Genomic DNA, 26,636 nt, shown 5'->3' on the forward strand with positions numbered 1-26,636 from the left:
ACCTGAGGAAATGCTATGCAGTCAGATATCCTGAATACCGAAGTGACCACCATTGATGGGGATAACACCACGCTGGAAAGCTACAAAGGCAAGGTGTTGCTCATCGTCAACGTGGCATCGAAATGCGGCCTGACGCCGCAGTACGAGCAGCTGGAGAATATTCAGAAGGCCTGGGAGAAAGACGGTTTTACCGTGCTGGGCTTCCCGTGCAACCAGTTCCTGGGCCAGGAGCCGGGCAGCGAGGAAGAGATCAAAACCTTCTGCAGCACCACTTATGGCGTGACGTTCCCGATGTTCAGCAAAATTGACGTCAACGGTGAAGACCGCCATCCGCTGTATGCGAAGCTGATTGCCGCCGCGCCGAAGGCCGTTGCGCCGGAAGAGAGCGGTTTTTACGAGCGCATGGCCAGCAAAGGCCGCGCGCCGCTCTATCCGGACGATATTCTGTGGAACTTCGAAAAATTCCTGATTGGTCGTGACGGCCAGGTCGTTCAGCGTTTTTCGCCGGATATGACGCCTGAGGACCCGATCGTCATGGAATCTATTAAGCTGGCGCTGGCGAAATAATGTCGCTGCTGATGCAGCTCACGGACGTCGCCGAGAAGGGGCGTCTGGAGCCGGTAACCTGCGACATCAATTCGGGTGAAATCCTGCATCTCGTCGGGCCAAACGGCGCGGGTAAAAGTACGCTGCTGGCGCGGATGGCGGGGCTGACCACCGGGCCAGGGCAGATTACGCTGCTGGAACATGCTTTGGTCGACTGGTCACCCGCCTCGCTGGCCCACCGGCGCAGCTACCTGGTGCAGCAGCAGGTACCGCCTTTTGCGATGCCGGTCTGGCATTATCTGATGCTGCATCTGCACGACAAACAGCATACGGCACTGCTGGAGGAAGTGGCTGCGGCGTTAGGGCTGGAAGATAAACTGTCCCGGCATGCCAGCCAGCTTTCTGGAGGAGAATGGCAGCGGGTGCGTCTGGCGGCGGTCATTCTGCAGATCCATCCCGCGGGCAATCCTCACGGGAGGATGCTGCTGCTGGATGAACCGATGAGCGGTCTGGATGTTGCCCAGCAGGCGGCGCTGGATAGCCTGCTAAGCGCTCTGAGCAGAAAAGGTATCGCCGTAGTGATGAGCAGCCACGATCTTAACCATACGTTACGTCACGCCCATCGCGTGTGGCTCCTGTCGCGCGGCAGGATGATCGCCAGCGGTACGCGGGATAGGGTCCTTACGCCGCCAAATCTTGCCCGCGCCTACAACATGTCGTTCCGCAGGCTGGATATAGAGGGACATAAGATGCTGATTTCTACCGGGCAGGAGTAACCGTTTCTTGCCTGTTAACACAATTGCACGCTAAATTACCAAAAGAACAATAAAAGCAGAGGATTCGTCTGAAAATGCGATTCTGGTTTCTCTTCGTGGCGGCACTCTTTCTTGCGGGATGCAGCAGCCATCGAGCACCGCCGCCTAATCCGCGGCTATCGGATTCTATCACCGTTATTGCCAGCCTTAACGATCAGTTGAGCAACTGGCGCGGCACGCCTTATCGCTACGGCGGCATGAGCCGCGGCGGGGTGGACTGCTCAGGCTTTGTCCTGATGACGTTTCGTGACAAGTTTGATTTACAGCTTCCGCGAGACACGCGCAAGCAGGCGGAAATAGGCACTGAAATTGATAAAGACGATCTCCTTCCCGGTGATCTGGTCTTTTTCAAAACCGGATCGGGAGAAAGCGGCCTGCATGTTGGGATATATGATACAGACAATCAGTTTATTCATGCCTCTACCAGCCGCGGCGTGATGCGCTCTTCTCTCGATAACGTGTACTGGCGTAAAAATTTCTGGCAGGCGCGACGTATTTAGACTGCCCGAACACGTTTCTTATGTCGGCATGGTAACTATTAAACCATGCCGTTTTTCTCAAATAAGCTGATTAAAGTTAAATTTACCTAAATTAGCAACATCCTTATGTGTCTGTTTTATCTAAAACTGGCTATTACTCAGTAACCAGGATAAGATTATTTCAGATTCAGGGATAAATCTGAAAATTAATACGGAACTAATGAAATTAAACTTATTAAAATCAAGACAGTGGAATTGTGTCAGCAATTGCTCCAGGATGTCCTCTCTCATCTTTAATGCGGGGCGAGTGCAATGATTATTACGCTAGATAATGCTTACCAGTCTGAACTGATGCTTCTGCCTGCCCGTAATAGCGCAGGCGAGCTAAAAGGTTTAGAAATACTGGTTAACTTTACTGGCGTCGGCACCGATGTGAGGATCCCCACTGAGCTCGTTATCCCTCGGCTTTCAGCGGCAGAGGAGTTAGCGCTGTTTAACGAAAAACTGCAATTGCTTGATACCTGTAAACTGTTTTTTATTCAGCATCAGTTAATTGCATGGATCAATATTACACCAGCAATTGTTGAGTTTTTATTAAGTAATGGGAATGCTGTTTCAATTCTTGAGCGTTATCCGTTTCTTGAGTTTACTGTTAATGAGAACTATCCAGGTTTAAATAACGGAAAGGACGATCTGCAGCTGGCAAGAATGGCGATCCATTTTCCGCTGGTGCTGGCAAACTTTGGAGCCGGTGCTGCATCGCTCAAGGCCGTCTATGATGGATTATTTAAACGGGTTATTCTTGATAAAGGATTCATCCAGCAGCGTGCTTCTGAGCTTTCTTTCGAGCCTTTTATGCGCGCGATCCTCTGGCAAATAACGCCGCACTGCCAGTCGGTGATCGTCTCCGGCATTGACGACCACGGTTTGCTGCAGCGCGTTCTGTCCTTCAATTTTGGTGCCATGCAGGGTGCGCTCTGGCCAGCCGTCTCGGCGGAGCACGTCACGACGCTCGTTCAGCAGCGATAACCCTGCCTTTCGCCCGTGTTTAAGTCCGGGTAAACCCTCTACACTAAAGGCAGGAGGACTTATGACCCTGTCTTTTACTGCTCACTGGCATGACGAGTTGCCTGGCTTTTACACCGCACTCAAACCAACACCGTTACATAATTCACGTCTTATCTGGCATAACGATCGGCTGGCCGATGAGCTGGCCATTCCGCCCGATCTGTTTCAGCGTTCAGACAGTGCTGGCGTCTGGGGAGGCGAGACGCTTCTCCCCGGTATGCAGCCTCTGGCTCAGGTCTATAGCGGACACCAGTTTGGCGTCTGGGCGGGGCAGCTGGGTGACGGCAGGGGGATCCTGCTCGGCGAACAACGGCTTCCCAACGGGGAGACGGTTGACTGGCATCTGAAAGGCGCAGGTCTTACCCCTTACTCACGAATGGGCGACGGGCGCGCGGTATTGCGGTCAACGATACGCGAAAGTCTGGCATCCGAAGCGATGCATGCGCTGGGGATTCCCACCACCCGCGCGCTGTCGATCGTCACCAGCGACACGCCGGTGACGCGCGAAACGGTGGAAAAGGGGGCTATGCTGATGCGCATAGCGCAAAGCCATCTCCGCTTTGGTCATTTTGAGCACTTTTACTATCGCCGCGAGCCGGACAAGGTTCGCCAGCTCGCGGACTTCGCCATTCGCCACCACTGGGCGCATCTGCAGGATGAGGCGGATAAATACGTTCTCTGGTTCCGGGACGTGGTTGCCCGTACCGCCACGATGATTGCGCGCTGGCAAACGGTAGGCTTTGCTCACGGGGTCATGAATACGGACAACATGTCGATTCTCGGCCTGACCTTTGATTACGGTCCGTTTGGTTTCCTGGACGATTATCAGCCGGGGTATATCTGCAACCATTCCGACTATCAGGGGCGTTACAGCTTTGACAATCAGCCGGCGGTTGGGCTGTGGAACCTCCAGCGGCTTGCACAAACCTTATCGCCGTTTATCGACGTTGATGCCCTGAACGATGCGCTCGACAGCTATCAGGACCTTTTGCTGCGGGAATACGGCACGCTGATGCGTAACAAGCTGGGGCTGATGACCCAGGAGAAGGGCGACAACGACATCCTCAACGGCCTGTTTGCCCTGATGGCGCGTGAGGGAAGCGATTACACCCGCACCTTCCGAATGCTGGGCCAGACGGAGCAGCACAGCGCCGCCTCGCCGCTGCGCGACGAGTTTATTGACCGTCAGGCGTTTGACGACTGGTTTGCACAGTACCGCACGCGGCTGCAGCAGGAGCAGGTAGACGACGCTACCCGTCAGGCGCAGATGAATGCAGCGAATCCCGCGATGGTATTACGCAACTGGCTGGCGCAGCGGGCGATTGAGCAGGCAGAGCAGGGTGAGTACGACGAGTTACACCGGCTGCATCTGGCGTTGCGCACGCCGTTTGCCGACCGGGATGATGACTACGTCAGCCGCCCGCCTGACTGGGGCAAGCGGCTGGAGGTCAGCTGCTCAAGCTAGCGATTTTAGCCGGGCGGCGGCGTTGCCTTACCCGGCCTGTTCATCACTGAGCAACCCAGCCGCCATCCATATTCCACGCAGCGCCGCGAACGTTTACGGCGCCGTCGCTGCACAAAAACAGCGCCAGCTCGCCCAGCTGTTCCGGGGTAACAAACTCCCCTGAAGGCTGTTTCTCCGCCAGAAGCTGTTCGCGAGCCTGCTCCGGCGGTACGCCGTCCGCGATACGTTTGTCGATTTGCTGCTGCACCAGCGGGGTCAGTACCCAGCCGGGGCAAATAGTATTGGCGGTAATACCCGTGCGGGCGGTTTCCAGCGCCAGGGATTTGGTAAAGCCCACCACGCCGTGCTTTGCCGCAACGTAGGCCGATTTCTCTTTCGACGCGACCAGCCCGTGAACGGAGGCGATATTGATGACGCGCCCCCAGTTTTTATCCCGCATGGTCGGCAGCGCCAGCCGGCTGGTGTGAAACACCGCGGAAAGATTAATGGCGATAATGTCGTTCCATTTCTCCACCGGGAAGGCGTCAACCGGGGCCACGTGCTGGATCCCGGCGTTGTTCACAAGAATGTCCACGCCGCCAAACTGCGATTCGGCGTAGCGCATCATGGCTTCAATCTGCAATACGTCCCGCAGATCCGCATCGTGATAGCCCGGCTTTTTGCCCAGTTGCGCAATCTCTTCCCGTGCCGATCCGCTGTCGCCGAAGCCGTTGAGGATCAGCTGCGCGCCCGCCTTCGCCAGCACGCGGGCGATCCCCAGACCAATGCCGCTGGTTGAGCCGGTGACCAGGGCGGTTTTACCGTTCAGATTCATTTTTCTCTCCTTACACAATGCCGGTCAGATAGAACACGGCAATGACAAAAAGTACTGCCAGACTTTTAATGATGGTGATAGCGAAAATGCCGCCGTAGGCCTGGCGATGGCTCAGGCCGGTGATAGCCAGCAGGGTAATCACCGCCCCGTTATGGGGAAGGGTATCCATCCCGCCGCTCGCCATCGAGGCCACGCGGTGCAGCACCTCAAGCGGGATATTGGCCGCATGGGCGGCGGCAACAAACGAGTCGGACATAGCGGCAAGGGCAATACTCATCCCGCCGGACGCCGAACCGGTGATCCCCGCGAGCACGGTCACGCTGATGGCCTCATTTAGCAGCGGATTCGGAATGGCCGCCAGCGCTTTGGATAACACCAGGAACCCAGGCAGCGCCGCGATAACCGCGCCGAAACCGTATTCCGAGGCGGTATTCATCGCCGCCAGAATGGCTCCGCTCACCGCCGTTCGGCTGCCTTCAGCCAGACGCCCCCGGATATTGCGAAAGCCAAAAATCAGCACCAGCACGATACCGGCGATCAGCGCCGCCTCCACGGCCCAGATGGCGGTGATCTTGCCCACCTCGGTCACAATCGGTTTCGCCAGGCCGGGCAGGGTAAGCTCGTGACTCACGCCGTACCAGCCGGGGATCCAGCGGGTAAACAGCAGGTTCAGTATGCCTACCACCAGCAGCGGGGAGATAGCAATCAGCGGATGCGGGAGATTAATGTTATCCGGCGTCTCGGGTTCATTTTTCAGATCCGTGCCGTAACCCTCGTTGTTGCTGAGCGCCTTACGCCGCTGGCGCTCCAGCCAGAGCAGGCCAAAGACGATAATAAACAGAGAGCCGATAAGCCCCAGCCACGGGGCCGCCCAGGCGTTCGTGCCGAAGAAGCTGGTGGGGATGATATTCTGGATCTGCGGCGTGCCGGGCAGGGCGTCCATGGTAAACGAGAATGCCCCCAGCGCCACGGTGGCCGGGATCAGCCGTTTAGGGATACCGCTCTGGCGAAACAGCTCGGCGGCAAACGGGTACACCGCAAACGCCACCACGAACAGCGAAACGCCGCCGTAGGTTAACAGCGCGCACACCAGGACAATCACCGGGATGGCGTGTCGACGCCCGAGGATCTGGATTGCGGCGGCGACGATGGAGCGTGAGAAGCCGGAAAGCTCAATCAGCTTGCCAAACACCGCACCCAGCAGGAACACCGGGAAGTAGAGCTTGACGAAGCCCACCATCTTTTCCATAAACAGGCCGGTAAACGTCGGGCCGACGGCACCCGGATCGGTCAGCAGCACGGCACCGAGCGCCGCGATCGGCGCAAACAAAATAACGCTGTATCCGCGGTAGGCCGCCAGCATCAGCAGTGCCAGCGCCGCCAGGGCTATTAACACACTCATTATGACTCCTCACTTTACTTATTATTCGGGTACCAACGAGAGGTTTAACGCTCGACGGTCAGGGCAATGCCTTGTCCGCCGCCTACGCACAGGGTGACGAGCCCTTTTTTGACGTCACGGCGCTGCATTTCGTACAGCAGGGTCACGAGGATTCGGCAGCCGGAAGCACCAATCGGATGGCCCAGGGCGATGGCACCGCCGTTAACGTTGACCTTGTGCTCATCCCAGCCGAGCTGCTGGCCCACCGCCAGCGCCTGGGCGGCAAAGGCTTCATTGGCTTCAATGAGGTCCACCTCGTCGAGTGTCCAGCCCGCCCGCGCCAGCGCCGTCCGGCAGGCGCTGACCGGGCCCATGCCCATTACTGACGGGTCAACGCCCGTCACGGCGTAACTCACGATGCGGCCAAGGACAGGCAATCTGCTCTCCCGCGCCTTTTCCTCGCTCATCAGCAGCACCGCGGCGGCACCGTCGTTGAGCGTGGAGGCATTCCCCGCCGTGACGGTGCCTTCCTCGTGCAAAAAGGCGGGGCGCAACTGCGCAAGCTGCTCTGCAGTAGTGCCTGGTCGGGGCTGTTCGTCACGATCAATAACCAGCGCCAGCGGCGGCTTTTTACCCTGTTTCACCGTCACCGGCGCTATCTCGGCGTCAAGCCGGCCGGACTCAATGGAGGACGCCGCTTTTTGCTGCGAGCGGGCGGCGAAGGCGTCCTGCTGCTCGCGGGAAATGTCATACTCGCGGGCGACGTTTTCAGCGGTGATCCCCATGTGGTAATCGTTGAATGCGTCCCACAGGCCGTCGGTAATCATGCTGTCCTTGAGGCCCGCATGCCCGAAACGCAGCCCGGCACGTGCGCCGTCCAGCAGATATGGGGCGTTGCTCATGCTCTCCTGACCGCCGGCGATAACCACCTCCGCGTCGCCGCAGCGGATCGCCAGGGCGGCGAGCTGGACCGCTTTTAAGCCCGCGCCGCACACCAGGTTGACGGTGGTCGCCGGCGTGCTGACGGGCAATCCGGCGCCAATGGCCGTCTGGCGGGCGGGGTTTTGCCCGCATCCGGCCGTCAGCACCTGGCCGAAAATCAGTTCGTCTACCTGTTCGGCGCTGAAACCACTGTTCTCCAGCAGGTGCCGTACCGTGACGGCCCCAAGCTCAACCGCAGAAAGGGACGAGAGCGATCCGCGAAAACTGCCAATGGGGGTTCGCGTTGCCCCGACAATCATGACCTTTTTCATGCTGACCCCTCAGGTGAAGCGCATCTCGCGCACGTCGTCCGCCACAATGATTTTCCCTGCCGTTTTACGCACGATCTCGTCAATACTGACGCCCGGGGCGTATTCCCGCAGGATGAACGCGCCGTCCTGAATTTCCAGCAGCGCGAGATCGGTCAGGACCCGACGGATACAGCCCGCGCCCGTGAGCGGCAGCATGCAGCGCGGCAGCAGCTTCGACTCACCGCTCTTTGAGGCGTGGGTCATCACCACAATGATGTTCTGCGCCCCGGCAACGAGATCCATCGCGCCGCCCATGCCCTTCACCATCTTTCCGGGGATCATCCACGAGGCGATGTTGCCCTCCACGTCCACTTCAAATGCGCCCAGCACGGTCAGGTCCACGTGGCCGCCGCGGATCATGGCAAACGACTGGGCCGAGTCGAAAATGGCCGCGCCGGTCCGCGCGGTCACGGTCTGTTTACCGGCGTTGATCATGTCAGGATCAAGGGTCTGCTCGTCGGGAAAAGCCCCCATCCCCAGCAGGCCGTTTTCCGACTGCAGCATCACGTCCATCCCGTCCGGAATGTAGTTCGCCACCAGGGTAGGGATGCCGATCCCCAGGTTGACGTAATAACCGTCGCGCAGCTCGCGGGCGACGCGCATGGCCATCTGTTCACGGGTTAACATCGTCACACTCCTTGCGCGCGCAGGGTGCGCTGCTCAATGCGTTTTTCAAACTGGCCGACAATCAGCCTGTCGACGTAAATTCCCGGGGTATGAATGGCCGACGGGGGCAGTTCACCCGGCGGAACAATCTCTTCCACCTCCACCACCGTGATCCGGCCCGCCGTTGCCATCAGTGGATTAAAGTTTTGCGCGGTATGGCGATAGATGACGTTGCCGTACCAGTCCGCTTTCCACCCCTTGATCAGCGCGAAATCGCCGACGATCGCCTCCTCGAGGATGTAGTGCTTGCCCGCGAACTGGCGCACGTCCTTGCCGGTCGCCACGGGCGTGCCGTAGCCGGTGGCCGTATAAAACGCCGGAATACCGGCCCCGCCCGCGCGCACCTTTTCCGCCAGCGTGCCCTGCGGCGTAAGCTCAATTTCCAGCTCGCCACTCAGCACCTGCTGCTCAAACAGCGCGTTCTCGCCGACGTAAGAGGCCACCACTTTGCGAACCTGCCGCGTTTCGAGCAGTATCCCCAGGCCGAATCCATCCACGCCGCAGTTGTTTGACACCACGGTCAAATCTCTCACCTGACGGCGTCGGACCTCCGCAATCAGGTTCTCCGGAATGCCGCACAGGCCGAAGCCGCCCGCCAGCAAAGTCATTCCGTCCGTCAGCCCGTCCAGCGCCTGCGCATAGCTGCCGACGCGCTTATCCAGTCCTGCCATAGTCATCCCTCCCGTTAACCGTGCCGGTATCATTAGGGGCGGCGACTCATTTGTTAATTTTGAATTTGTGACCCACTCATTTGGTTTTCTTATTAATTTCCTGTTAACTAATTCTTTTCAATTAGTTAACAGGATGAAAAATGAGAATGAGTGTCAAACAGTTACGCGCGTTTTTAGCGGTAGCTCACACTCTCAATTTCGCGCACGCCAGCGAACGCTTAAATCTCTCCCAGCCGGCCCTGAGCCTGACGATTAAAAGTCTGGAAGACGCGCTCGGCGGCCCGCTGCTGCAGCGGAGCACGCGCAAGGTTGCCCTCACGCAGGAAGGGGAGACGTTTCTGCCGATGGCGCGGCAACTCCTTGCCGACTGGGATAATGTGGAGGAGGCGATGCACCAGTGCTTTACCCTGCAGCGCGGCAAAATCTCGGTCGCGGCGATGCCGTCATTTGCCGCCAACGTTTTACCGGAGGTGCTCAAGGCGTTTCGCGATCGCCACGCCGGGATTAACGTCACCGTGCATGACGTCATTAACGAGCAGGTGATTGAGATGGTGCGGGAAGGGCGGGTTGAGATGGGGATCGCCTTTGAGCCGGCCCCCACGCACAACCTGCTGTTTACGCCGCTGGGGCTCGACAGGTTTGTCGCCATTGTGCCGAAGGACTCCGCGCTGGCGGGCAAAAAGCGGCTGGCCTGGGAAGAGCTACTGACGCTGGATTTTATTACCCTGCAGCGCCCATCGGCGGTACGTCTGATGATGGAGGAGGAGCTGGCCCGAAGCGGCAGAAAGCTGGACGTGGCGCTGGAGAGTCATCAGCTGGTGACGGTAGGTCGCATGGTCGCCAGCGGGCTGGGCGGCAGTGCCGTACCGGCGCTGTGCGAAGCGCAGATGACGGCGCTGGGCGCGGTCTGTATACCGCTGGATAATCCGCCCATTGAAAAGTGCATCGGAGCAATCCATCCGGGGCACACGCAGCTCTCTAAAGCGGCGCATGCCCTGCTGGAAACGCTGAAGGATTTTTACCAGCCCGCTCACGGGGCGAGAAATACCTGCGGTACGGGGTGATCCGGATGGCTGCCGACGCGCACCTGTGCGCCGTACCAGCGCGCCAGCGTCCCGGCCTGCAGCACGTCCTCCGGTGTGCCACTGGAGACCAGCCTGCCGTTGTGCAACAGCAGAATGCGATCCGCCCACAGCGCCGCCAGATTGAGATCGTGCAGCACCACGCACACGTGGAGATGACCCCGACGGGTCAGGGATCTCATCAGGCGCAGCAGATGCTGCTGGTGGTAGAGATCCAGCGCGGAGGTGGGCTCATCAAGAAACAGCCAGCCGCGCGGGGCTCCGTCGCACCAGAGCTGGGCCAGCGCGCGGGCGAGCTGGATCCGCTGCTGCTCGCCGCCGGAGAGCGTTGAGTAGCGTCTGCCCGCCAGCGGTAGACAGCCCGTTATCGCCATCACTTCCTCAACTACCGACGCTTCAGGGGAGCGAGTCCAGGGCGCGCGTCCCATACCGACCACCGCGTCCACCGGCCAGTCGAATCCGGGCTGAGTATTCTGGCGCATCACCGCCCGGTAGCGCGCGAGGGTATCCGGCGGCCAGTCCGCAAGCGGCGTTCCGGCCAGAGTGCAGCGTCCGCTTGCGGGCTTGAGATAGCCGGTAAGCAGCCGCAATAACGTCGATTTCCCGGCACCGTTGGGGCCAATCAGGGCGACCAGCTCACCCTGAGAGAGGGTAAGCGACACATCGTCGATCAGCGTCCGCTGCCCGGCGTGAAAGAAGATTTTCTCTGCACAATAGCGTTCAGCCATGCGTACCTCCGCGACGAAAGATAAGCCACAGGAACCACGGCGCGCCGAGAAGGCTGGTCAATAACCCGACGGGCATCTCCGCCGGAGAGACCAGGGTGCGCGCCAGCGTGTCGGCAACCAGCAGCAGCAGTGCACCGGCCAGCACCGAGCCGGGTACGACGGCCCGGTGGTCGGCCCCCAGCCACATGCGCATCAGGTGCGGCACTACAAGGCCAATAAAGCCGATCACGCCGCTGACGGCTACCGCCGCGGCAACCAGCAGGGCGCTGCACAGCAGCAGGATCCGCTGTACCATCGCGACATCCACCCCGAGATAGTGCGCCTCTTCATCGCCCAACTGCAGCAGGTTGAGCGGGGCGGCCAACCGCCAGATAATCAGCACTGTGGGCACCATCAGCGACGTTACCGCCAGCAGGGTGGACCACTGCGCCTGCCCGAGGCTGCCCATTCCCCAGAGGGAAAGCTGGCGAAGCTGGGCATCGTTGCTGAGCCATGAGAGCACCCCGACGACCGCGCCGCACAGGGCGTTGATGGCGATCCCCACCAGCAGCAGGCGGGACAGGGAGCCGTGACGCTGCTGGCTGAGCAGGAAGATAATGACGGTTGCGGCCAGCGCGCCGAGGAACGCCGCGAGCATCGGGGCATACAGCATCAGCAGGGCAGGTAACGCGGCGGGAATGACCACCCACAGCGCCACCGCCAGCGCCGCGCCGCTGCTGATCCCCAGCAGACCCGGGTCTGCCAGCGGGTTGCGGAAAAGCCCCTGCATCACACAGCCGGCCAGCGCCAGCGCTCCGCCAATCACCAGCGCCAGCAGTACGCGGGGCAGGCGAATGGTAAGCCAGATCTGACGCATGGCCTCATCGCTGCCGCTCCACAGCAGGCTGACCGGCAGGTGCAGTGCCCCAAACCCGGTCGCGGTGAGCGTCATGATGCTCAGGATCGCAGCCAGCATCCACAACGACAAGGCGATCCGCCGGGACATCAGGGCAGTTGCTCCGCTTTGGCGCGCAGCTGCTGGATGGCATCCGGCGTTCGCACGCTGAAGCCCAGCAGCGCCATATCATCAATCGCCAGCATCTGCCTGTTCCGTCCCGCCGGGGTTTGCGCCAGACCGGGCAGCTTCCACAGGTTTTCTTCGCCGCCCAGCGCGTTCACGCCGTCCTGCGAAATCACCACCAGATCGGGCTGGCTGGCAATGACCCCTTCCTGAGACAGCGGCTGATAGCGGGTGAATCCCTGCATCGCGTTCTGCAGCCCGGCGGCACGGATGGCGGCGTCTGCGCCGGTCTGCTGCCCGGCGGCCATTGCGGTCATTCCCCCGTGGTTGAGGATAAACAGCACCCGCTTGTTGAGGGGCGCGGAGGGCAGGGCCGCCAGCGCCTGACGCAGCGTGTGGCGCAGGGCTTCCCCCTCGGCTTCACGGTGCGTAGCGTTGGCAATCACCCGAACCTTTTCGTCAATGACGCTCAGGTCGTTGCGGCCGGGAACGGTTACTACCCTGACGTGACTTTGTTCGACCTGCTTCAACGCCAGAGACGGCTGCGCCTGGTCGCTGGCCAGCACCAGCGTGGGGCGCATGGACAAAATGCCTTCGGCGTTAAGCTGGCGTAAATATCCCACGTCAGGCAGATCGTTTGCCGCCTGCGGCCACTGGCTGGTGCTGTCGCGCGCGACCAGCGAAGACTGCGCGCCAAGCGCGTAGACAATCTCCGTCACGTCGCCGCCAAGGGCGACAATTTTCTCCTGCGCGGCGGCAAACGCCACCAGAGGCAGGGCGCTCAGCAGGGCTAACCACGTTTTCATGCGGCCAGCCCTTTTGGCGTCAGGGCGTCAATCTGGCTGCGCCACTGGCTCTGCTCCGGCTCACCTTCGGTACGCTGGCCGTAAAGCTGGGCGATTTGCGTGCCGTCGGCGGCAAACAGCTCCAGGCTCGTGACGTGACCGTCAGCCGTGGGCTTGCGCGTCACCCAGCTCTCTGCGATCGTCTCCTCCAGCAGATGCAGGGTAAAGGCAGGGTTAAAGACGTTCAGCCAGCCTTTCATCGCCACGACTTTTTCCACCGCGCCGGTGAAGATCTGCACGCAGCCGCGGTTGCCGACGAAGACCATGATTTCGTTGCCGTCCCGGCGTGCCGCTTCCAGCAGCTGTGCCAGCGCGCTGTTCTCCACCTTACAGGCCAGGTCGTCGCCCACCAGGCGAAACGCCTGCTGACGGCTGAGATTGTGGCGCTTGAGCAGGCTGAAGAACTGATGCACGTCGGTCATGGCGCGCCACTCCTTGTCCACGAGAGCGGCATCCGCGTTTTCGGCGTGAGCCGGGACATCCCCAGCGCTCAGCTCAAGCGGCGGGTTATCGGCAAAGATAAAGCGGGTCAGCACGTCGCCCCAGGCGGCGAGGTCGGTGTTGTCCGTGGTGTAGACCTTCAGCACCGCATCGCCCTGACGATCGAAGAACTGAATGCTCTGTCGCTCGCCGCGGGCGGTGGTTTCGCTGAGGTGAAACGCGCTCGCCCACTGGTTGAGGAACAGGCGCAGATCCAGCGCGCGCGGGTTCAGCACCAGCCCGGCGTGGCCGTTCAGGTGCTGGTTGGTGAAGCTGCCCACCTGCTCGTGAACGGCATACTCGTTGCGGCAGATGCACTTGGTTTCACCCACGGCTTCCAGCGCGCCCAGAATATCGCGGATTTCGCCGCGCAGTCGCCAGGCGTCATGGCCCACGCGGGAAAAGGTCAGCTCCGCTTCGCTGATGTTCATTAACCCTGCGATGTCTCGCGCATACTTACCCGGATTTTCTTCTTTTAGCTCAAGCCAGCGTGCGTAGTGATGCATTGTCTTATCCTTCTGAAGAGTGGCCCCGAAGGGAATTACCACTGATAGCTTACGAAAATCTTGCCGTTACGACCGTCCTGCGGAATACCCTGCGGAGACCAGTACTCCTTATCGAAGGCGTTGCCGAGCACCAGCGTGGTGGTGACGCCCTTGAGCTGCTCCTGGCCCTTATAGCTGACGTAGAAATCGTTAACCGCATAGCCCGGCTGCTTGCTGTAGCTGCTGCTGACGTGGGTTGAGCGATCGGCAAAGGTGCCGATCCAGCCCACGGAGAAACCGCTTTGCGCCACCGGAACGTCCAGCTTGCTGGTGACGGTATCCGGGTTAATGCTGGAGATGTACTCGCCCGTATCGGTGTCTTTCCCGCGGGTGCGGTTATAGGCCACGTCGAGGCTAAACAGATCGGCCGAGTATTTTGCCATCATGTCCCAGCCCCAGATTTTGGCGTCGGGTACGTTGTACGACATGGTGGTCGCGGCGGCAAAATCGACGGTTGTGGAGATATAGTCTTTGGCTTTGGTATCGAAATAGCTGGCTTTAAACTCCAGCGCATCGTTGGCAAGCATCAGATCGTCAAAGCGCAGGCCAAAACCAAACTCCTGCGTTTCGTTGGTTTCCGGGCGCAGGTTCGGGTTCGGCACCCAGTAGTTAGTATAGAAGCGGCCAATGGAGAAGTGTTTGGCGTCGTTGTACATTTCGCCCATGGTCGGCGCGCGGAAGGCCTGCGCGTAAGATCCGAACAGCATCAGCCAGTCGGTGGGGCTGACGGTTAACCCGGCGCGGGAGGACCATTTATCGGCATCGACATCGTCGTAGCCATTGCTGCTGCCGCGGTAGTTGTCATACCGCGTGCCGCCCAGAAGGGTGACGGGCAGATCGCGCAGGGTGATTTCATCCTGCAGCCAGCCGGAGCTGAAGTCGATTTTCGCCTCCGGGAAGCCGGTCGTGGCCCCGCCCGGACGCTGCTCCTGACGATAATATTCTCCGCCGTAGGTCAGCAGGTGAGAGGCAAAAGAGTCGCTGAACAGGCGGGTACGGTTTTCCACCTTGCCGCCTTTGGTGGTCTGCTTGCGGAACTCGCCGGTGCTTTCGATGTTCTGGGCATTAATGCGCGCTTCGGACCAGTAAACCTTCGCATCGGCGTTCAGCCAGTCGTATCCTTCCGGCGCAATGTGGTAGCCAACCTGCGCATCGCGCTGGATGGTGGAGCGGTCGGTCATCGGGTTGCTGCTATTGGCATCAGAGGTTTGCGGGTTTTTCGGCTCCTGCGCGGCGTTGTTGTAGTAGCGCAGGGCGCCGCTCAGCGTCTGGGCCTGGTCGATTTTCCAGCTGCCTTTTGCAAGCATGTTATTGATGGATTCGTCGTTCGGCGCCGTCGCACCGTCGCTCTGGCGGATATCGCCGCGGTCGCGGCTGGACCACGATACCAGGCCGTCCAGGGTATCGGTACGGCCATAGGCGCTGGCCCCCAGGCCGAGGCTGTGGTCCCCCGTTGCGCCAGTACCAAACACGCGATAACCGCTGTTTTTGCCCGGTTCCAGCAGATCTTTGGCGTCGACGGTGTCATAGGAGATGACACCACCCAGCGCGCCGCTGCCGTAGAGCAGCGCAGACGGACCGCGCACCACTTCAATACGTTTAATCAGCGCCGGATCGAGGAACGTGCTGTTGAGGTGCCCGGTGTCGGTACCCTGGCGCACGCCGTCGACCAGCACCAGAACGCCGCGGCGGTCATAGCCGCGCAGGTTAACGTCCTGACCGTTGGTGCGGCCGGTGCCGTCCAGCGTCAGACCGGGCACGTTGCGCAGCAGGTCGGCGGCAGAGCTGGCGGTCTGTTTTTCCGGGGCGGTGGCGTCAACCACGCTCACCATCATCGGGGCTTCGAAGGCGCTACGGGCGTTGCCTGTGGCGGTGACGGTTATTTCATCTGCGGCAGCAAACGCGGCGCCCGGCAGGGTGCTGACAATCGCCAGCGCCAGAAGGGACGGGCGTAAACGTGCGGTATGCAGGTGTAGCATAGCAACTCTCCATAAAGTATCGAAAGCGCTGGCTGCCTGGGGATCACCTGGGTGGCTGGCGAAAGTTTTGGTTTATTTTGTGAGGATCAGTTTTCCGGCATTCGTCTGGCGCAGCAGATACTGCTGGCCGTCATGCTCGATAATCACCCGGCCTTCCTCACCCAACAGGCTTTTGCTGTCGATGCGGCGATCGGTGGAAGCAGGGGATGGCGCTGTGTGTGTTTTTACTGGCGTTGCCGCGCTGTTATCGGTCGGTGACATAATGTTTATAAATAACAATCAATGTAACAATGATAATCATTATCAATAAACTGCAAATTCACGGCAAGCGTTTTTGTGAAAATTGTGTGACGGGATCAAATTCAGGGGGAGGCGATGCGGCCTGATGGCCTCACCCCAACCCTCTCCCACCGGGAGAGGGAGAAGGGCGCGAACTGTAGGTCGGGTAAGCGCAGCGCCACCCGACAATAACATCAGAAGCGAGAATCAACCGCAGCTGCCAGCTTCTCCAGCAGCAGCTCGCTGTCTTCCCAGCTCAGGCACGGGTCGGTGATCGACTGGCCGTACACCATCTGCTGGCCGGCAACGATTTTCTGCGTGCCTTCTTTGATAAAGCTTTCGGCCATGATCCCGGCAACGGCGGTCGAGCCGCTGCGGATCTGCTGACAGACCTCATCGCAGACGTCAAGCTGGCGGCGATGCTGCTTCTGGCAGTTGCCATGGCTGAAATCTACCACCAGATGTTCCGGCAGGTCGAATTCGGCCAGCGTTTCACAGGCGGCAGCGATGTCTTGTGCATGGTAATTAGGCTTCTTCCCGCCGCGCATAATGATATGCCCATACGGGTTACCGCTGGTCTGGTAGATGGTCATATGGCCGTTCTTGTCCGGCGACAGGAACATATGGCTGGCACGCGAGGCGCGGATCGCATCGACCGCAATCCGGGTGTTGCCGTCGGTTCCGTTTTTGAAGCCGACCGGACAGGAGAGGGCTGAGGCCATCTCGCGGTGGATTTGGCTTTCGGTAGTGCGCGCGCCAATCGCGCCCCAGCTGATCAGATCGGCGATAAACTGCCCGGTCACCATGTCGAGAAACTCGGTGGCCGTCGGCACGCCCAGCTCGTTGACCTGCAACAGCAGCTTGCGCGCCAGCTCGATGCCGTGGTTTACGCGATAGCTGCCGTTAAGGTCAGGGTCGGAAATCAGCCCCTTCCAGCCCACCACGGTACGCGGTTTTTCAAAGTAGGTGCGCATCACAATCTCCAGGCGATGCTGGTATTTTTCCCGCAGCCCCTGGAGCCGTTTTGCATAATCCATCGCTGCATCCAGATCGTGGATGGAGCAGGGCCCAATCACCACCAGAAGACGCTTGTCTTCACCATTGAGGATTTTTTCAATGCGGCGGCGGGAGGCCGTCACATGTTCCGCGACCGCGGCGGAAACGGGGTGCCGCTCGGCCAGTTCAGCCGGGGTGACCAGGCTGTCTATGCGCGCCGTGCGGAGTTCATCGGTTTTATTCATGACTTGTCTCAGAAAATTTTTGCTTCATCGGCAGACTACCGGGAAGTGATGGGCATCACATTAAACCAATCCCTGCTGATTTCAAGTTCGGGGCGACACCGCCCCGCTGTTGAAAAGGATGATACATGAATCTGAGTTAATGTACTAGCTTATTAGTACATGCGGCGGTTAAGCCCCATGATGTCGAGAATTTTGGTGGCGATCTCTTCTACCGAATAGTTCGTGCTGTTCAGCCACGGGATCTGGTTTTTGCGGTACAGGGCTTCCACTTCGGAAACCTCCATGCGGCACTGGCGCATCGAGGCGTAGCGGCTGTTCTCGCGGCGCTCTTCGCGGATCGCCGCGAGACGTTCCGGGTTAATCGTCAGGCCGAACAGCTTGTGCTGCAGCGGCTTGAGCGCAGCGGGCAGCACCAGGTTATCCATATCGTCGGCAATAAAGGGGTAGTTTGCGGCGCGGATGCCGAACTGCATCGCCAGATAGAGGCTGGTCGGCGTTTTGCCGCAGCGCGACACGCCGAGCAAAATCACCTGCGCCTGGTCGAGGTTGCGCAGCGAGATCCCGTCGTCGTGCGCCAGGGTGTAGTCGATGGCGGCAATACGCGCGTCATATTTGGTCAGGTTGCCGGGGTTCAGCCCGTGGGTGCGGTGCGCGATAGGCGTCGGGTCAAGCTTAAGCTCGCTCTGGAGCGGGGCCACCAGCGCCTGCACGATATCCTGGCAAAAGCCTTCACTTTGCAAAATGATGTGGCGAATCTCAGGAATAACGATGGAGTAGAACACCAGCGGGCGCACGCCGGTCTGCTGGAAGATGGCGTCAATCTGGTCTTTCACCGCTTTGGCACGGCTCTCATTTTCCACAAACGGCAGCGTGATGCTGTTAATCGAAACGGGGAATTGCGACATCACCGCGTGGCCCAGCACCTCGGCGGTGATCGCCGTACCATCAGAAATATAAAAAACGTGACGATCGACAGCATTATCCATTTTACCCACCCTGAATATCATACCTAATTGTCTGAAAGCATAAATTAAAAAAGTTAATTGCACAGCAAAGAAGTTATCTGAATTTAAAATGAAATGATGTTTTTGATTTTCCTGAAAAGCGGATTTCATTTTTCAAATAGCGACTTTATTTTTGTGGTTTCTGGCTGAATATAGAGGAATCATCAGCTTATTGACTGGTGGGAAACTATCCGAAAAGTTGAAAATTTAAATTGCTTACACGATTCACCGTTTTTTTAGCGCAAATAATTATGCCAGTATAAATACGTAGTCAGGTGTTACTTACTCCGATCAAATATCACAAAAGGATTGTTTCGATGTCCAACAATGGCTCGTCACCGCTGGTGCTTTGGTATAACCAACTCGGCATGAATGATGTAGACAGAGTTGGGGGCAAAAATGCCTCCCTGGGTGAAATGATTACAAATCTGTCCGGTATGGGTGTCTCCGTACCAAACGGGTTTGCCACGACCGCCGACGCGTTTAACCTGTTTTTAGACCAGAGCGGTGTAAACCAGCGCATTTACGACCTGCTGGATAAAACGGATATTGATGACGTCACCGAGCTTGCCAAAGCCGGGGCGCAGATCCGCCAGTGGATCATCGACACACCTTTCCAGCCGGAACTGGAAAAAGCTATCCATGACGCGTACAACCAGCTCTCCGCTGACGACGCGCAGGCCTCCTTTGCCGTACGTTCTTCCGCGACCGCAGAAGACATGCCGGACGCGTCGTTTGCCGGACAGCAGGAAACCTTCCTGAACGTTCAGGGCTACGATGCGGTGCTGGTGGCGGTGAAGCACGTATTTGCTTCCCTGTTCAACGACCGCGCCATCTCCTATCGCGTGCACCAGGGCTATGACCATCGCGGCGTGGCGCTCTCCGCGGGGGTGCAGCGCATGGTGCGCTCGGACGTGGGTTCCTCCGGCGTGATGTTCTCCATTGATACCGAATCCGGCTTCGACCAGGTGGTGTTCATCACCTCCGCGTGGGGCCTGGGTGAGATGGTCGTGCAGGGCGCGGTGAACCCTGACGAATTCTACGTACACAAGCCTACGCTTGCCGCGGGCCGTCCGGCGGTGGTGCGCCGCACCATGGGCTCGAAAAAAATCCGCATGATTTATGCCCCAACCCAGGAGCATGGCAAGCAGGTTAAGATTGAAGATGTGCCGCAGGAGCAGCGCGACCGCTTCTCCCTGACCGACGCCGAAGTGCAGGAGCTGGCGAAGCAGGCGGTGCAGATTGAGAAACACTATGGCCGTCCGATGGATATCGAATGGGCGAAAGACGGGAACACCGGCAAGCTGTTTATCGTTCAGGCGCGCCCGGAAACCGTTCGCTCTCGCGGCCAGGTGATGGAGCGTTATACGCTGCACGCGCAGGGTAAAATCGTGGCGGAAGGCCGCGCCATCGGTCACCGCATCGGTGCCGGTCCGGTCAAAGTGATCCACGACATCAGCGAGATGAACCGTATTGAGCCAGGCGACGTGCTGGTGACCGACATGACCGACCCGGACTGGGAACCGATCATGAAGAAAGCGTCGGCCATCGTCACCAACCGCGGCGGCCGTACCTGCCACGCGGCGATCATTGCCCGCGAGCTGGGGATCCCGGCGGTGGTCGGCTGCGGTGACGCCACCGAGCGCATGAAGGACGGGCAGAACGTGACCGTCTCCTGTGCCGAAGGCGACACCGGCTACGTCTACGCCGATATCCTTGACTTCAGCGTGAAGAGCTCCAGCGTGGATACCATGCCGGATCTGCCGCTGAAGATCATGATGAACGTGGGTAACCCGGACCGCGCGTTTGACTTCGCCTGCCTGCCGAACGAAGGCGTTGGCCTGGCGCGTCTGGAATTCATCATTAACCGCATGATCGGCGTTCACCCGCGCGCGCTGCTGGAGTTTGACGACCAGGACGCGAAGCTGCAGAACGAAATCCGCGAGATGATGAAAGGTTACGACTCGCCGAAAGAGTTCTACGTCGGCCGTCTGACCGAAGGGATCGCCACGCTGGGTGCAGCGTTCTACCCGAAACGCGTGATCGTGCGTCTGTCTGACTTTAAGTCTAACGAATACGCTAACCTTGTGGGCGGCGAGCGCTACGAGCCGGAAGAAGAGAACCCGATGCTGGGCTTCCGCGGGGCCGGACGCTACGTGTCCGACAGCTTCCGCGACTGCTTCGCGCTGGAGTGCGAGGCGGTGAAACGCGTGCGCAACGACATGGGGCTGACCAACGTCGAAATCATGATCCCGTTCGTGCGTACCGTGGATCAGGCGAAAGCGGTGGTGGACGAGCTGGCGCGTCAGGGCCTGAAGCGCGGCGAAAACGGGCTGAAGATCATCATGATGTGTGAGATCCCGTCCAACGCCCTGCTGGCCGAGCAGTTCCTGGAGCACTTCGACGGCTTCTCTATCGGCTCGAACGACATGACTCAGCTGACGCTGGGCCTGGACCGCGACTCCGGCGTGGTTTCTGAGCTCTTCGACGAGCGTAACGAGGCGGTGAAAGCGCTGCTTTCCATGTCCATCCGCGCGGCGAAGAAGCAGGGTAAATACGTCGGGATTTGCGGTCAGGGTCCATCCGACCATGAAGACTTTGCCGCCTGGCTGATGGAAGAGGGGATTGACAGCCTCTCCCTGAACCCGGACACGGTAGTGCAAACCTGGCTGAGCCTGGCGGAACTGAACAAGTAACGGCAACACGATCGCAAAAAGGCGAGGATTTTATTCCTCGCCTTTTTTATTTCACCTCTAATTTGCTCCCCATCACAAATAATCTAAAAAACCAAATATCATAATTTGTCTGTTAATTAAGACAATTGTTAGTGCGCAACGCGTTGCTAATACTTGAGCCTTACTGCGCATTTCCCTTCAGATGATGCGCAACTGGTTGAAATACGTTTTAACCTGATAAAAAGGCAAATAACAATGACACTTTCCTCTGTATTGCGTACCAAAGATAAAATAGGTTATGGCTTAGGTGATATGGCCAGCGCGCTGGTCTGGCAAACGGCCACATTATTTCTTGCTTATTTCTATACCGACGTTTTTGGTTTGCCTGCCGCGATCATGGGTACCATGTTTTTAGTGGTGCGTGTGGTCGATGCGTTTGTCGACCCGTGTATTGGCGCGCTGGTTGACCGCACGCAGACGCGTCACGGCCGTTTCCGTCCCTGGCTGCTGTGGTTTGCTATTCCCTTTGGCGTAAGCTGCCTTATTACCTTCTACGTACCGGACGTCGGGCCGACGGCAAAAATTGTTTATGCCTGCGCGACCTACGCGATTTTAAGTCTGATTTACTCCGCCATAAACGTGCCTTACTGCGCCATGCCGGGCGCGCTGACGCTGGATCCGCGCGAGCGTCACTCCCTGCAGTCGTGGCGCTTTGGCCTGTCATTTATTGGCGGGTTGATCGTAACGGTTATCGCTCTGCCGCTGGTCTCATTGTTGGGCCAGGGCAACGTGCAGAAAGGCTATTTCTTTGCCATGAGCCTGATGGGGCTGCTGGGAATTGTGCTGTTCTTTTGCTGTTTCCTGATGACCCGTGAGCGTTATTCCCCGCGCAATGATACCTCCGGCTCCATGCTCACCGATTTAAAACTGCTGGCCGGTAACAGCCAGTGGCGCATTGTGTTTGTGTTTAATATTTTGCTGTTAACGGCGGTGGTGACGCGCGGCTCTGCCACCATGTATTACGTCAACTATGTACTGTTGCGCCCGGAGCTGGTTTTTGCCTTTATTGTTTCTGGCATGGTGGCCTCGTTAAGCGGCGCGTTATTATCTGAACGCCTGCTGGGGAAATTTGACCGCGTGCGCGCTTATCAGTGGACGATAATGTCCTTCGTCATTTTCGGCGCGCTGATTTTCTTCCTGCCGCCTTCGCAGGTGTGGCTAATCTTTGGCCTTAACATCGTCTTTAGCTTTATTCAAAACCTCACCACGCCGCTCCAGTGGACCATGTTCTCTGATGTGGTCGACTACGAAGAGCATCGTAGCGGCCGCCGTCTGGACGGGCTGGTCTTCTCTACCGCACTGTTCGCCATCAAGTTTGGCCTTGCGCTGGGCGGGGCGGTGGTCGGCTGGGTGCTCGGCATGGTGGATTACGCCCCGGGCCAGGCAGCCCAGGCGCCGCACGTGCTCTCCACCATCAACGCCCTGTTTACCCTTATTCCGTGCGCGCTGTTCCTCTGCATGGTGGCGCTGCTTTCCATCTACAAGCTCAACAGCAGGCTGGTGGATTCCATCGCCCGGGAGCTGGCCAGCAAGCGTGAGGTAAGACCCGACGCGGGGCAGCTCAGCCCGGCAACCCCTTCCGCACTACAGGAGTAAAATATGACTGCTATCTATAAGGACCCGGGACGTCTCGTGCACGAGCGCGTCGCTGATTTACTGGCGCGCATGACTCCCGAAGAGAAGTTCGCCCAGATGCACGCCTACTGGCTGATCCTTGATGAAAACGGCAACCACCGGGAGCGCAGCGATTTGAGCGACGAATTTGCTGGCGTCAGCGAGCAGGCGGCGCTGAGCGAACGGCTAAAACTGGGCGTCGGGCAGATCACCCGTCCGCTCGGCACCCACATCGTTGACGCGAAAACCGGGGTGCGCGCGGCTAACCGCCTGCAGCGCATGATGATGGAAGAGACGCGGCTTGGCATTCCGGCGTTTTTCCACGAGGAGTGCCTGGTGGGGCTGCTGTGCAAAGACGCCACGCTGTTCCCGTCCTCGCTCAACTACGGCTCGACCTGGGACCCGGAGCTGGTGCAGCGCGCGGCAGAGCAGATCGGTAAAGAGGCGCGTTCCGTCGGTTGCCAGCAGGGGCTGGCCCCGGTGCTGGACGTTTCCCGCGACGTCCGCTGGGGGCGAACCGAAGAGACCTTCGGGGAAGATCCCTGGCTGGTGGGCGTGATGGCAACCGCCTGGGTGAAAGGGTTACAGGGCGACAAGCGCGATCTGCTGGCGACGCTCAAGCATTACGTGGGCCACTCGTTCAGCGAAGGGGCGCGCAACCACGCCCCGGTGCATCTTGGTTTTAGCGAGCTGAACGATACCTTCCTGCTGCCGTTTGAAATGGCGGTCAAGCTGGCAAACGCCGGTTCGGTCATGCCCGCCTACCACGACATCGATAACCAGCCGGGGCACAGCGACAGCTTCCTGTTGACCACCGTCCTGCGCGAACAGTGGGGCTTCGACGGCATTATTGTGGCGGACTACGGCGGCGTCAGCCTGCTGCACCAGCACCACGGGATTTCCCACGACGCAGCGGAGTCCGCCGCGCTGGCGTTTAACGCCGGGCTGGACGTTGAGCTGCCGAAAGATGACTGCGCACGCCATCTGGCGGAAGCGGTAGAGCGCGGGCTGATCTCTATGGCGAAAGTCGATGAGATCGTGGCGCGTACGCTGACCGAAAAATTCCGTCTCGGCCTGTTTGAGAACCCGTATGCCGATGAAAACGGCATCGATCTGCAAAATGAGATGACCCGCCAGGTGGCGCGGGAGGTGGCGACAAAATCGGTCACGCTGCTGGAAAACAACGGCATTCTGCCGCTGAACGTTAAACCCCGCGTGGCGGTGGTGGGGCCGACGGCAGACGATCCGCTGGCGTTACTCAGCGGGTATAGCTTCCCGGTCCATCTGATCATCAGCGATATGGTTGAGGAGACCTCGCAGGTGACGACGCCGCGCGCGGCGCTGGAGCAGTACCTGGGTGCATCGAACGTGCGCTACGCGAAAGGGTGCCACATTATTGAAAAACGGATGGCGGGTGCGCCGGTCTTCCCGGGCGACAGCGGCGGCAAGCCAATGCAGCAGTCTCCGGTGTCGCAAAGTACCGCACTTATCCCCGAGGCGGTCAGCGCCGCACAGGAGAGTGACGTGGTGGTGGCCTGCGTGGGCGATCTCGCCGGGCTGTTCCAGAGCGGCACCGTGGGCGAAGGCTCCGATACTGACTCCCTGAATCTGCCGGGCGTGCAGCAACAGCTGCTGGAGGCGCTGGTGGCGACGGGCAAACCGGTGATCGTCGTGATGACCGGCGGGCGTCCGTACAATCTTCAGGGGCTGGAGGAGAAGATTGCCGCGCTGATGATGGCCTGGGCGCCGGGACAGGAAGGGGGCTGGGCGATTGCCGATGTGTTAACCGGTCGCGCGGAGCCGCAGGGCCGGCTGGTGGTCAGCGTGCCGAAAAGCGCCGGGGCGATGCCGTTCTACTATAACCACAAGCTGAAAAGCGGCGGCACGCCGTTCGCGTTCCATTTCGGTGCGCGTTACTCGTTTGGTTTCGGCCTCGGCTGGACGCAGTTTAGCTGGGGCACTGCCCGCGTCGCTGAAAGCAGCGTGCCGGTCGACGGTGAGGTGACGCTAAGCGTGGATATCACCAATACCGGCGAGCGCAGCGGCAGCGAGGTGGTGCAGGTCTACGTGCGGGACAAGGTCGCCACCCAGGTGCGCCCGCTACAGGAGCTTAAGGCCTTCCAGCGCGTCACGCTCTCGCCGGGCGAAACCGCCACGCTCACCTTCACGCTGCCGGTTGAGATGTTCAACTTCACCCGCCGTGACGGCAAGCGCGTCGTTGAGCCGGGCGAGTTTGAACTGCAGATTGGCGCATCGTCGGCGGATATCCACCAGGCGGTGACGGTCAATGTGACGGGGGAAACGCGGGTGCTGCCTGCTGAGTGGCGGATGCTCAGTACCTGTGAGGTTAAGCGCGCGTAGTCAGGATAAAAAAAAGCCCATCGTGGGAGATGGGCAAAGACTACACACAGCAATTCGTTGTTTCACTCAGGGGATTTCCATGCTTATAAATCAAGGTGTTGATTTATAACCTTGAGCTAATAGTAGGCATGTCATCTTTCAGCGTCGATCGGATTCGTCTCAATAGTTAAAGAGACGTAAAGATTTCTTGAGAATAATAGCGGACTTAATGCTGAAATGGCGGGTCTGACCAGTGTGCAACGAATAAATACTTTAGCAGTGTTAAAGTATTGTGCGGGATAATGTAGGCCGGGTAAGCGCAAGCGCCACCCGGCAACAAGGCTTAATGGGTATTCTTTTCTTCCAGCTCTTCCAGCTCGCTCAGAATCACGTCCGGGTCGGTTCCAGGCGGCGGCACTTCATGAACCCAGGCGGAGAACAGACGCCAGGTAACGGCAAGCAGCACCGGGCCAATGAACAGACCGATCATCCCGAAAGCAATTAACCCGCCGATAACCCCGGAGAGGATCAGGATCAGCGGCAGGTCTGCGCCCATGCGGATGAGGATGGGGCGAATCACGTTATCCATGGTGCCAACCACGCAGCTCCAGACCAGCAGCACCGTTCCCCACGTGGTATCACCCGTCCAGTAAAGCCAGATAATGCTCGGAACCAGCACCAGCAGCGGCCCCAGTTGCGCAAGGCAGGTCATTAGCATGACTACGGTAAAGACGGTGGCGTACGGTACGCCGGAAATCGCCAGGCCGATACCGCCCAGCACCGCCTGCACCAGCGCCGTCACCACGACGCCCAGGGCGACCGCGCGCACGGCCTGCGCGGCCAGCAGCACCGCGGCGTCACCCCGTTTTCCCGCCAGGCGGGTGGCAAAGTGACGAACGCCTAAAGCCACCTGCTCACCGCGCCAGTAAAGCAGGGCGCTGAAGACCAGCATGAGGGTACAGTGCATCATAAAGCGGCCGATATGTGCGGCCTGACCGACAAACCAGGTGGTGGTGGTGCCAATATACGGACGCACTTTCGCCATCAGCGCGCTGCCGCCCATCTCCAGCAGGCTATGCCAGCCGCTGTAAAGCTTAGCGCCCACGACCGGAATGCTGTTCAGCCTGTCGTGGTCCGGCAGCGTCAGATCGCCGCTTGTCACGGCGCGGATCACCGGGCCGCTGGAGTCGACAAGGCTGTTTACCAGCAGCGCAATTGGAATAATAAACAGCAGGAACAGCAGCAGCGTCATCACCAGCACGGCCAGCCCGCGGCGGCCAAACAGCAGTTTCTGCAAGCGCAGCAGCAAAGGCCACGTGGCGACGACAACGGTCGCAGCCCAGGCGAAGCCGAGAATAAAGGGTTGAACAATCCACAGACACGCAATAATCATGAGGGCCAGGAACAGCACCGACAGCAGAATTTGCGCAACATCCCTGGGCTGGCGAAGATTGACCATAAATGAAACTTTCCTTAAAAGAACGCCAGTACCACTGGCGGGAATGGAAAACCGCGTCTCTCTTATCATTAGCGATCGCAGCGGTTTTTGACAGGCGAATTCTGCCTG

23 protein-coding genes and 1 other RNA gene are annotated in these 26,636 nt (G+C 59.2%); 9 read left to right on the forward strand and 15 right to left on the reverse strand.

The annotated features are described in order from the left end of the window. The first annotated feature begins 15 nt into the window (after window positions 1-15). The 5 genes from IM295_RS07410 to selO all read left to right on the forward strand — a co-directional run bounded on the left by IM295_RS07410 (window position 16) and on the right by selO (window position 4,373). Window positions 16-567 (forward strand): glutathione peroxidase, encoded by a 552-nt coding sequence (locus tag IM295_RS07410; RefSeq protein WP_028012818.1) that lies wholly within the window; start codon window positions 16-18, stop codon window positions 565-567. Beyond that, window positions 567-1,322, forward strand: coding sequence for a vitamin B12 ABC transporter ATP-binding protein BtuD (gene btuD / locus IM295_RS07415; RefSeq protein WP_047368358.1), 756 nt, complete (start codon window positions 567-569; stop codon window positions 1,320-1,322). The genes IM295_RS07410 and btuD overlap by 1 nt, the downstream gene beginning before the upstream one ends. A gap of 74 nt (window positions 1,323-1,396) precedes the next feature. After that, the gene (locus IM295_RS07420) at window positions 1,397-1,861 is read left to right on the forward strand and encodes a C40 family peptidase (RefSeq protein WP_028012820.1); all 465 of its coding nucleotides are present in this window, start codon (window positions 1,397-1,399) and stop codon (window positions 1,859-1,861) included. A 291-nt stretch (window positions 1,862-2,152) separates the two neighbouring features. Further along, window positions 2,153-2,869 (forward strand): EAL domain-containing protein, encoded by a 717-nt coding sequence (locus IM295_RS07425; protein ID WP_028012821.1) that lies wholly within the window; start codon window positions 2,153-2,155, stop codon window positions 2,867-2,869. A 61-nt stretch (window positions 2,870-2,930) separates the two neighbouring features. Next, window positions 2,931-4,373 (forward strand): protein adenylyltransferase SelO, encoded by a 1,443-nt coding sequence (gene selO / locus IM295_RS07430; RefSeq protein ID WP_045630224.1) that lies wholly within the window; start codon window positions 2,931-2,933, stop codon window positions 4,371-4,373. A gap of 43 nt (window positions 4,374-4,416) precedes the next feature. Here the strand turns inward: selO and IM295_RS07435 are convergent, their stop codons facing one another. Genes IM295_RS07435 through IM295_RS07455 form a run of 5 tightly spaced genes read right to left on the reverse strand, consistent with a single transcriptional unit; the run spans window position 4,417 to window position 9,197 of the window. Continuing rightward, a complete protein-coding gene (locus tag IM295_RS07435; protein ID WP_047368360.1) occupies window positions 4,417-5,187 on the reverse strand; it encodes a 3-hydroxybutyrate dehydrogenase in 771 nt (256 codons plus the stop codon). A gap of 10 nt (window positions 5,188-5,197) precedes the next feature. Then, window positions 5,198-6,592: a GntP family permease gene (locus tag IM295_RS07440; RefSeq protein WP_202815537.1), complete on the reverse strand. Its 1,395-nt coding sequence runs from the start codon at window positions 6,590-6,592 to the stop codon at window positions 5,198-5,200. Between the two features lie 41 nt (window positions 6,593-6,633). Continuing rightward, window positions 6,634-7,821 carry an acetyl-CoA C-acetyltransferase gene (locus tag IM295_RS07445; protein ID WP_193066474.1) on the reverse strand — a complete coding sequence of 396 codons (1,188 nt, stop codon included), beginning with the start codon at window positions 7,819-7,821 and terminating at the stop codon, window positions 6,634-6,636. Window positions 7,822-7,830: 9 nt separating this feature from the next. Further along, on the reverse strand, window positions 7,831-8,487 hold the full coding sequence (locus IM295_RS07450) for a CoA transferase subunit B (protein WP_049000742.1): 657 nt from the start codon (window positions 8,485-8,487) through the stop codon (window positions 7,831-7,833). 2 nt (window positions 8,488-8,489) lie between these two features. Beyond that, the gene (locus tag IM295_RS07455; RefSeq protein ID WP_028012827.1) at window positions 8,490-9,197 is read right to left on the reverse strand and encodes a CoA transferase subunit A; all 708 of its coding nucleotides are present in this window, start codon (window positions 9,195-9,197) and stop codon (window positions 8,490-8,492) included. A gap of 140 nt (window positions 9,198-9,337) precedes the next feature. Between IM295_RS07455 and IM295_RS07460 the strand changes: the two genes are divergently transcribed. Continuing rightward, the gene (locus IM295_RS07460; RefSeq protein WP_032644866.1) at window positions 9,338-10,261 is read left to right on the forward strand and encodes a LysR family transcriptional regulator; all 924 of its coding nucleotides are present in this window, start codon (window positions 9,338-9,340) and stop codon (window positions 10,259-10,261) included. On the opposite strand, the gene IM295_RS07465 is transcribed toward IM295_RS07460, so the two are convergent. The 8 genes from IM295_RS07465 to IM295_RS07500 all read right to left on the reverse strand — a co-directional run bounded on the left by IM295_RS07465 (window position 10,228) and on the right by IM295_RS07500 (window position 18,362). Then, a complete protein-coding gene (locus IM295_RS07465) occupies window positions 10,228-11,007 on the reverse strand; it encodes a heme ABC transporter ATP-binding protein (RefSeq protein WP_041910427.1) in 780 nt (259 codons plus the stop codon). The two genes, IM295_RS07460 and IM295_RS07465, sit on opposite strands and share 34 nt — an antisense overlap. After that, on the reverse strand, window positions 11,000-11,992 hold the full coding sequence (locus IM295_RS07470) for an iron ABC transporter permease (RefSeq protein ID WP_193066475.1): 993 nt from the start codon (window positions 11,990-11,992) through the stop codon (window positions 11,000-11,002). The genes IM295_RS07465 and IM295_RS07470 overlap by 8 nt, the downstream gene beginning before the upstream one ends. Next, complete coding sequence (locus IM295_RS07475; RefSeq protein WP_047368364.1) at window positions 11,992-12,813, reverse strand: hemin ABC transporter substrate-binding protein; 822 nt, start codon at window positions 12,811-12,813, stop codon at window positions 11,992-11,994. Before IM295_RS07475 ends, IM295_RS07470 begins: the two co-directional genes overlap by 1 nt. Continuing rightward, window positions 12,810-13,838 (reverse strand): hemin-degrading factor, encoded by a 1,029-nt coding sequence (locus IM295_RS07480; protein WP_193066476.1) that lies wholly within the window; start codon window positions 13,836-13,838, stop codon window positions 12,810-12,812. The genes IM295_RS07475 and IM295_RS07480 overlap by 4 nt, the downstream gene beginning before the upstream one ends. Before the next feature lie 35 nt (window positions 13,839-13,873). Next, window positions 13,874-15,856: a TonB-dependent hemoglobin/transferrin/lactoferrin family receptor gene (locus IM295_RS07485; protein WP_193066477.1), complete on the reverse strand. Its 1,983-nt coding sequence runs from the start codon at window positions 15,854-15,856 to the stop codon at window positions 13,874-13,876. 72 nt (window positions 15,857-15,928) lie between these two features. Continuing rightward, window positions 15,929-16,117: a hemin uptake protein HemP gene (gene hemP, locus IM295_RS07490; protein ID WP_028012833.1), complete on the reverse strand. Its 189-nt coding sequence runs from the start codon at window positions 16,115-16,117 to the stop codon at window positions 15,929-15,931. Window positions 16,118-16,329: 212 nt separating this feature from the next. Next, window positions 16,330-17,376: a 3-deoxy-7-phosphoheptulonate synthase AroH gene (gene aroH / locus IM295_RS07495; RefSeq protein WP_028012834.1), complete on the reverse strand. Its 1,047-nt coding sequence runs from the start codon at window positions 17,374-17,376 to the stop codon at window positions 16,330-16,332. Between the two features lie 152 nt (window positions 17,377-17,528). Further along, window positions 17,529-18,362 (reverse strand): pyruvate, water dikinase regulatory protein, encoded by an 834-nt coding sequence (locus tag IM295_RS07500; protein WP_028012835.1) that lies wholly within the window; start codon window positions 18,360-18,362, stop codon window positions 17,529-17,531. A gap of 335 nt (window positions 18,363-18,697) precedes the next feature. Between IM295_RS07500 and ppsA the strand changes: the two genes are divergently transcribed. The 3 genes from ppsA to IM295_RS07515 all read left to right on the forward strand — a co-directional run bounded on the left by ppsA (window position 18,698) and on the right by IM295_RS07515 (window position 25,090). After that, complete coding sequence (ppsA, locus tag IM295_RS07505) at window positions 18,698-21,076, forward strand: phosphoenolpyruvate synthase (RefSeq protein ID WP_028012836.1); 2,379 nt, start codon at window positions 18,698-18,700, stop codon at window positions 21,074-21,076. A 234-nt stretch (window positions 21,077-21,310) separates the two neighbouring features. Continuing rightward, the gene (locus tag IM295_RS07510; RefSeq protein ID WP_045261569.1) at window positions 21,311-22,711 is read left to right on the forward strand and encodes an MFS transporter; all 1,401 of its coding nucleotides are present in this window, start codon (window positions 21,311-21,313) and stop codon (window positions 22,709-22,711) included. A 3-nt stretch (window positions 22,712-22,714) separates the two neighbouring features. After that, window positions 22,715-25,090 carry a glycoside hydrolase family 3 N-terminal domain-containing protein gene (locus IM295_RS07515; RefSeq protein ID WP_193066478.1) on the forward strand — a complete coding sequence of 792 codons (2,376 nt, stop codon included), beginning with the start codon at window positions 22,715-22,717 and terminating at the stop codon, window positions 25,088-25,090. 5 nt (window positions 25,091-25,095) lie between these two features. On the opposite strand, the gene rprA is transcribed toward IM295_RS07515, so the two are convergent. Both rprA and ydiK read right to left on the reverse strand, forming a co-directional pair. Beyond that, window positions 25,096-25,203, reverse strand: an RNA gene (gene rprA / locus IM295_RS07520) — antisense sRNA RprA. A 209-nt stretch (window positions 25,204-25,412) separates the two neighbouring features. Further along, the gene (gene ydiK, locus IM295_RS07525) at window positions 25,413-26,528 is read right to left on the reverse strand and encodes an AI-2E family transporter YdiK (protein WP_193066479.1); all 1,116 of its coding nucleotides are present in this window, start codon (window positions 26,526-26,528) and stop codon (window positions 25,413-25,415) included. Window positions 26,529-26,636 lie beyond the last annotated feature (108 nt).

The sequence above is a fragment of the Enterobacter cloacae complex sp. P14RS genome (assembly GCF_014895895.1).
GTDB lineage: Bacteria > Pseudomonadota > Gammaproteobacteria > Enterobacterales > Enterobacteriaceae > Enterobacter > Enterobacter bugandensis.

Excerpts from the sequence above, each read along its gene's own strand:
- IM295_RS07410 (WP_028012818.1), top strand. The coding sequence starts at position 16 with ATGCAGTCAGATATCCTGAATACCGAAGTGACCACCATTGATGGGGAT.
- btuD (WP_047368358.1), top strand. The coding sequence starts at position 567 with ATGTCGCTGCTGATGCAGCTCACGGACGTCGCCGAGAAGGGGCGTCTG.
- IM295_RS07420 (WP_028012820.1), top strand. The coding sequence starts at position 1,397 with ATGCGATTCTGGTTTCTCTTCGTGGCGGCACTCTTTCTTGCGGGATGC.
- IM295_RS07425 (WP_028012821.1), top strand. The coding sequence starts at position 2,153 with ATGATTATTACGCTAGATAATGCTTACCAGTCTGAACTGATGCTTCTG.
- selO (WP_045630224.1), top strand. The coding sequence starts at position 2,931 with ATGACCCTGTCTTTTACTGCTCACTGGCATGACGAGTTGCCTGGCTTT.
- IM295_RS07435 (WP_047368360.1), bottom strand. The coding sequence starts at position 5,187 with ATGAATCTGAACGGTAAAACCGCCCTGGTCACCGGCTCAACCAGCGGC.
- IM295_RS07445 (WP_193066474.1), bottom strand. The coding sequence starts at position 7,821 with ATGAAAAAGGTCATGATTGTCGGGGCAACGCGAACCCCCATTGGCAGT.
- IM295_RS07450 (WP_049000742.1), bottom strand. The coding sequence starts at position 8,487 with ATGTTAACCCGTGAACAGATGGCCATGCGCGTCGCCCGCGAGCTGCGC.
- IM295_RS07455 (WP_028012827.1), bottom strand. The coding sequence starts at position 9,197 with ATGGCAGGACTGGATAAGCGCGTCGGCAGCTATGCGCAGGCGCTGGAC.
- IM295_RS07460 (WP_032644866.1), top strand. The coding sequence starts at position 9,338 with ATGAGAATGAGTGTCAAACAGTTACGCGCGTTTTTAGCGGTAGCTCAC.
- IM295_RS07465 (WP_041910427.1), bottom strand. The coding sequence starts at position 11,007 with ATGGCTGAACGCTATTGTGCAGAGAAAATCTTCTTTCACGCCGGGCAG.
- IM295_RS07470 (WP_193066475.1), bottom strand. The coding sequence starts at position 11,992 with ATGTCCCGGCGGATCGCCTTGTCGTTGTGGATGCTGGCTGCGATCCTG.
- IM295_RS07475 (WP_047368364.1), bottom strand. The coding sequence starts at position 12,813 with ATGAAAACGTGGTTAGCCCTGCTGAGCGCCCTGCCTCTGGTGGCGTTT.
- IM295_RS07480 (WP_193066476.1), bottom strand. The coding sequence starts at position 13,838 with ATGCATCACTACGCACGCTGGCTTGAGCTAAAAGAAGAAAATCCGGGT.
- IM295_RS07485 (WP_193066477.1), bottom strand. The coding sequence starts at position 15,856 with ATGCTACACCTGCATACCGCACGTTTACGCCCGTCCCTTCTGGCGCTG.
- hemP (WP_028012833.1), bottom strand. The coding sequence starts at position 16,117 with ATGTCACCGACCGATAACAGCGCGGCAACGCCAGTAAAAACACACACA.
- aroH (WP_028012834.1), bottom strand. The coding sequence starts at position 17,376 with ATGAATAAAACCGATGAACTCCGCACGGCGCGCATAGACAGCCTGGTC.
- IM295_RS07500 (WP_028012835.1), bottom strand. The coding sequence starts at position 18,362 with ATGGATAATGCTGTCGATCGTCACGTTTTTTATATTTCTGATGGTACG.
- ppsA (WP_028012836.1), top strand. The coding sequence starts at position 18,698 with ATGTCCAACAATGGCTCGTCACCGCTGGTGCTTTGGTATAACCAACTC.
- IM295_RS07510 (WP_045261569.1), top strand. The coding sequence starts at position 21,311 with ATGACACTTTCCTCTGTATTGCGTACCAAAGATAAAATAGGTTATGGC.
- IM295_RS07515 (WP_193066478.1), top strand. The coding sequence starts at position 22,715 with ATGACTGCTATCTATAAGGACCCGGGACGTCTCGTGCACGAGCGCGTC.
- ydiK (WP_193066479.1), bottom strand. The coding sequence starts at position 26,528 with ATGGTCAATCTTCGCCAGCCCAGGGATGTTGCGCAAATTCTGCTGTCG.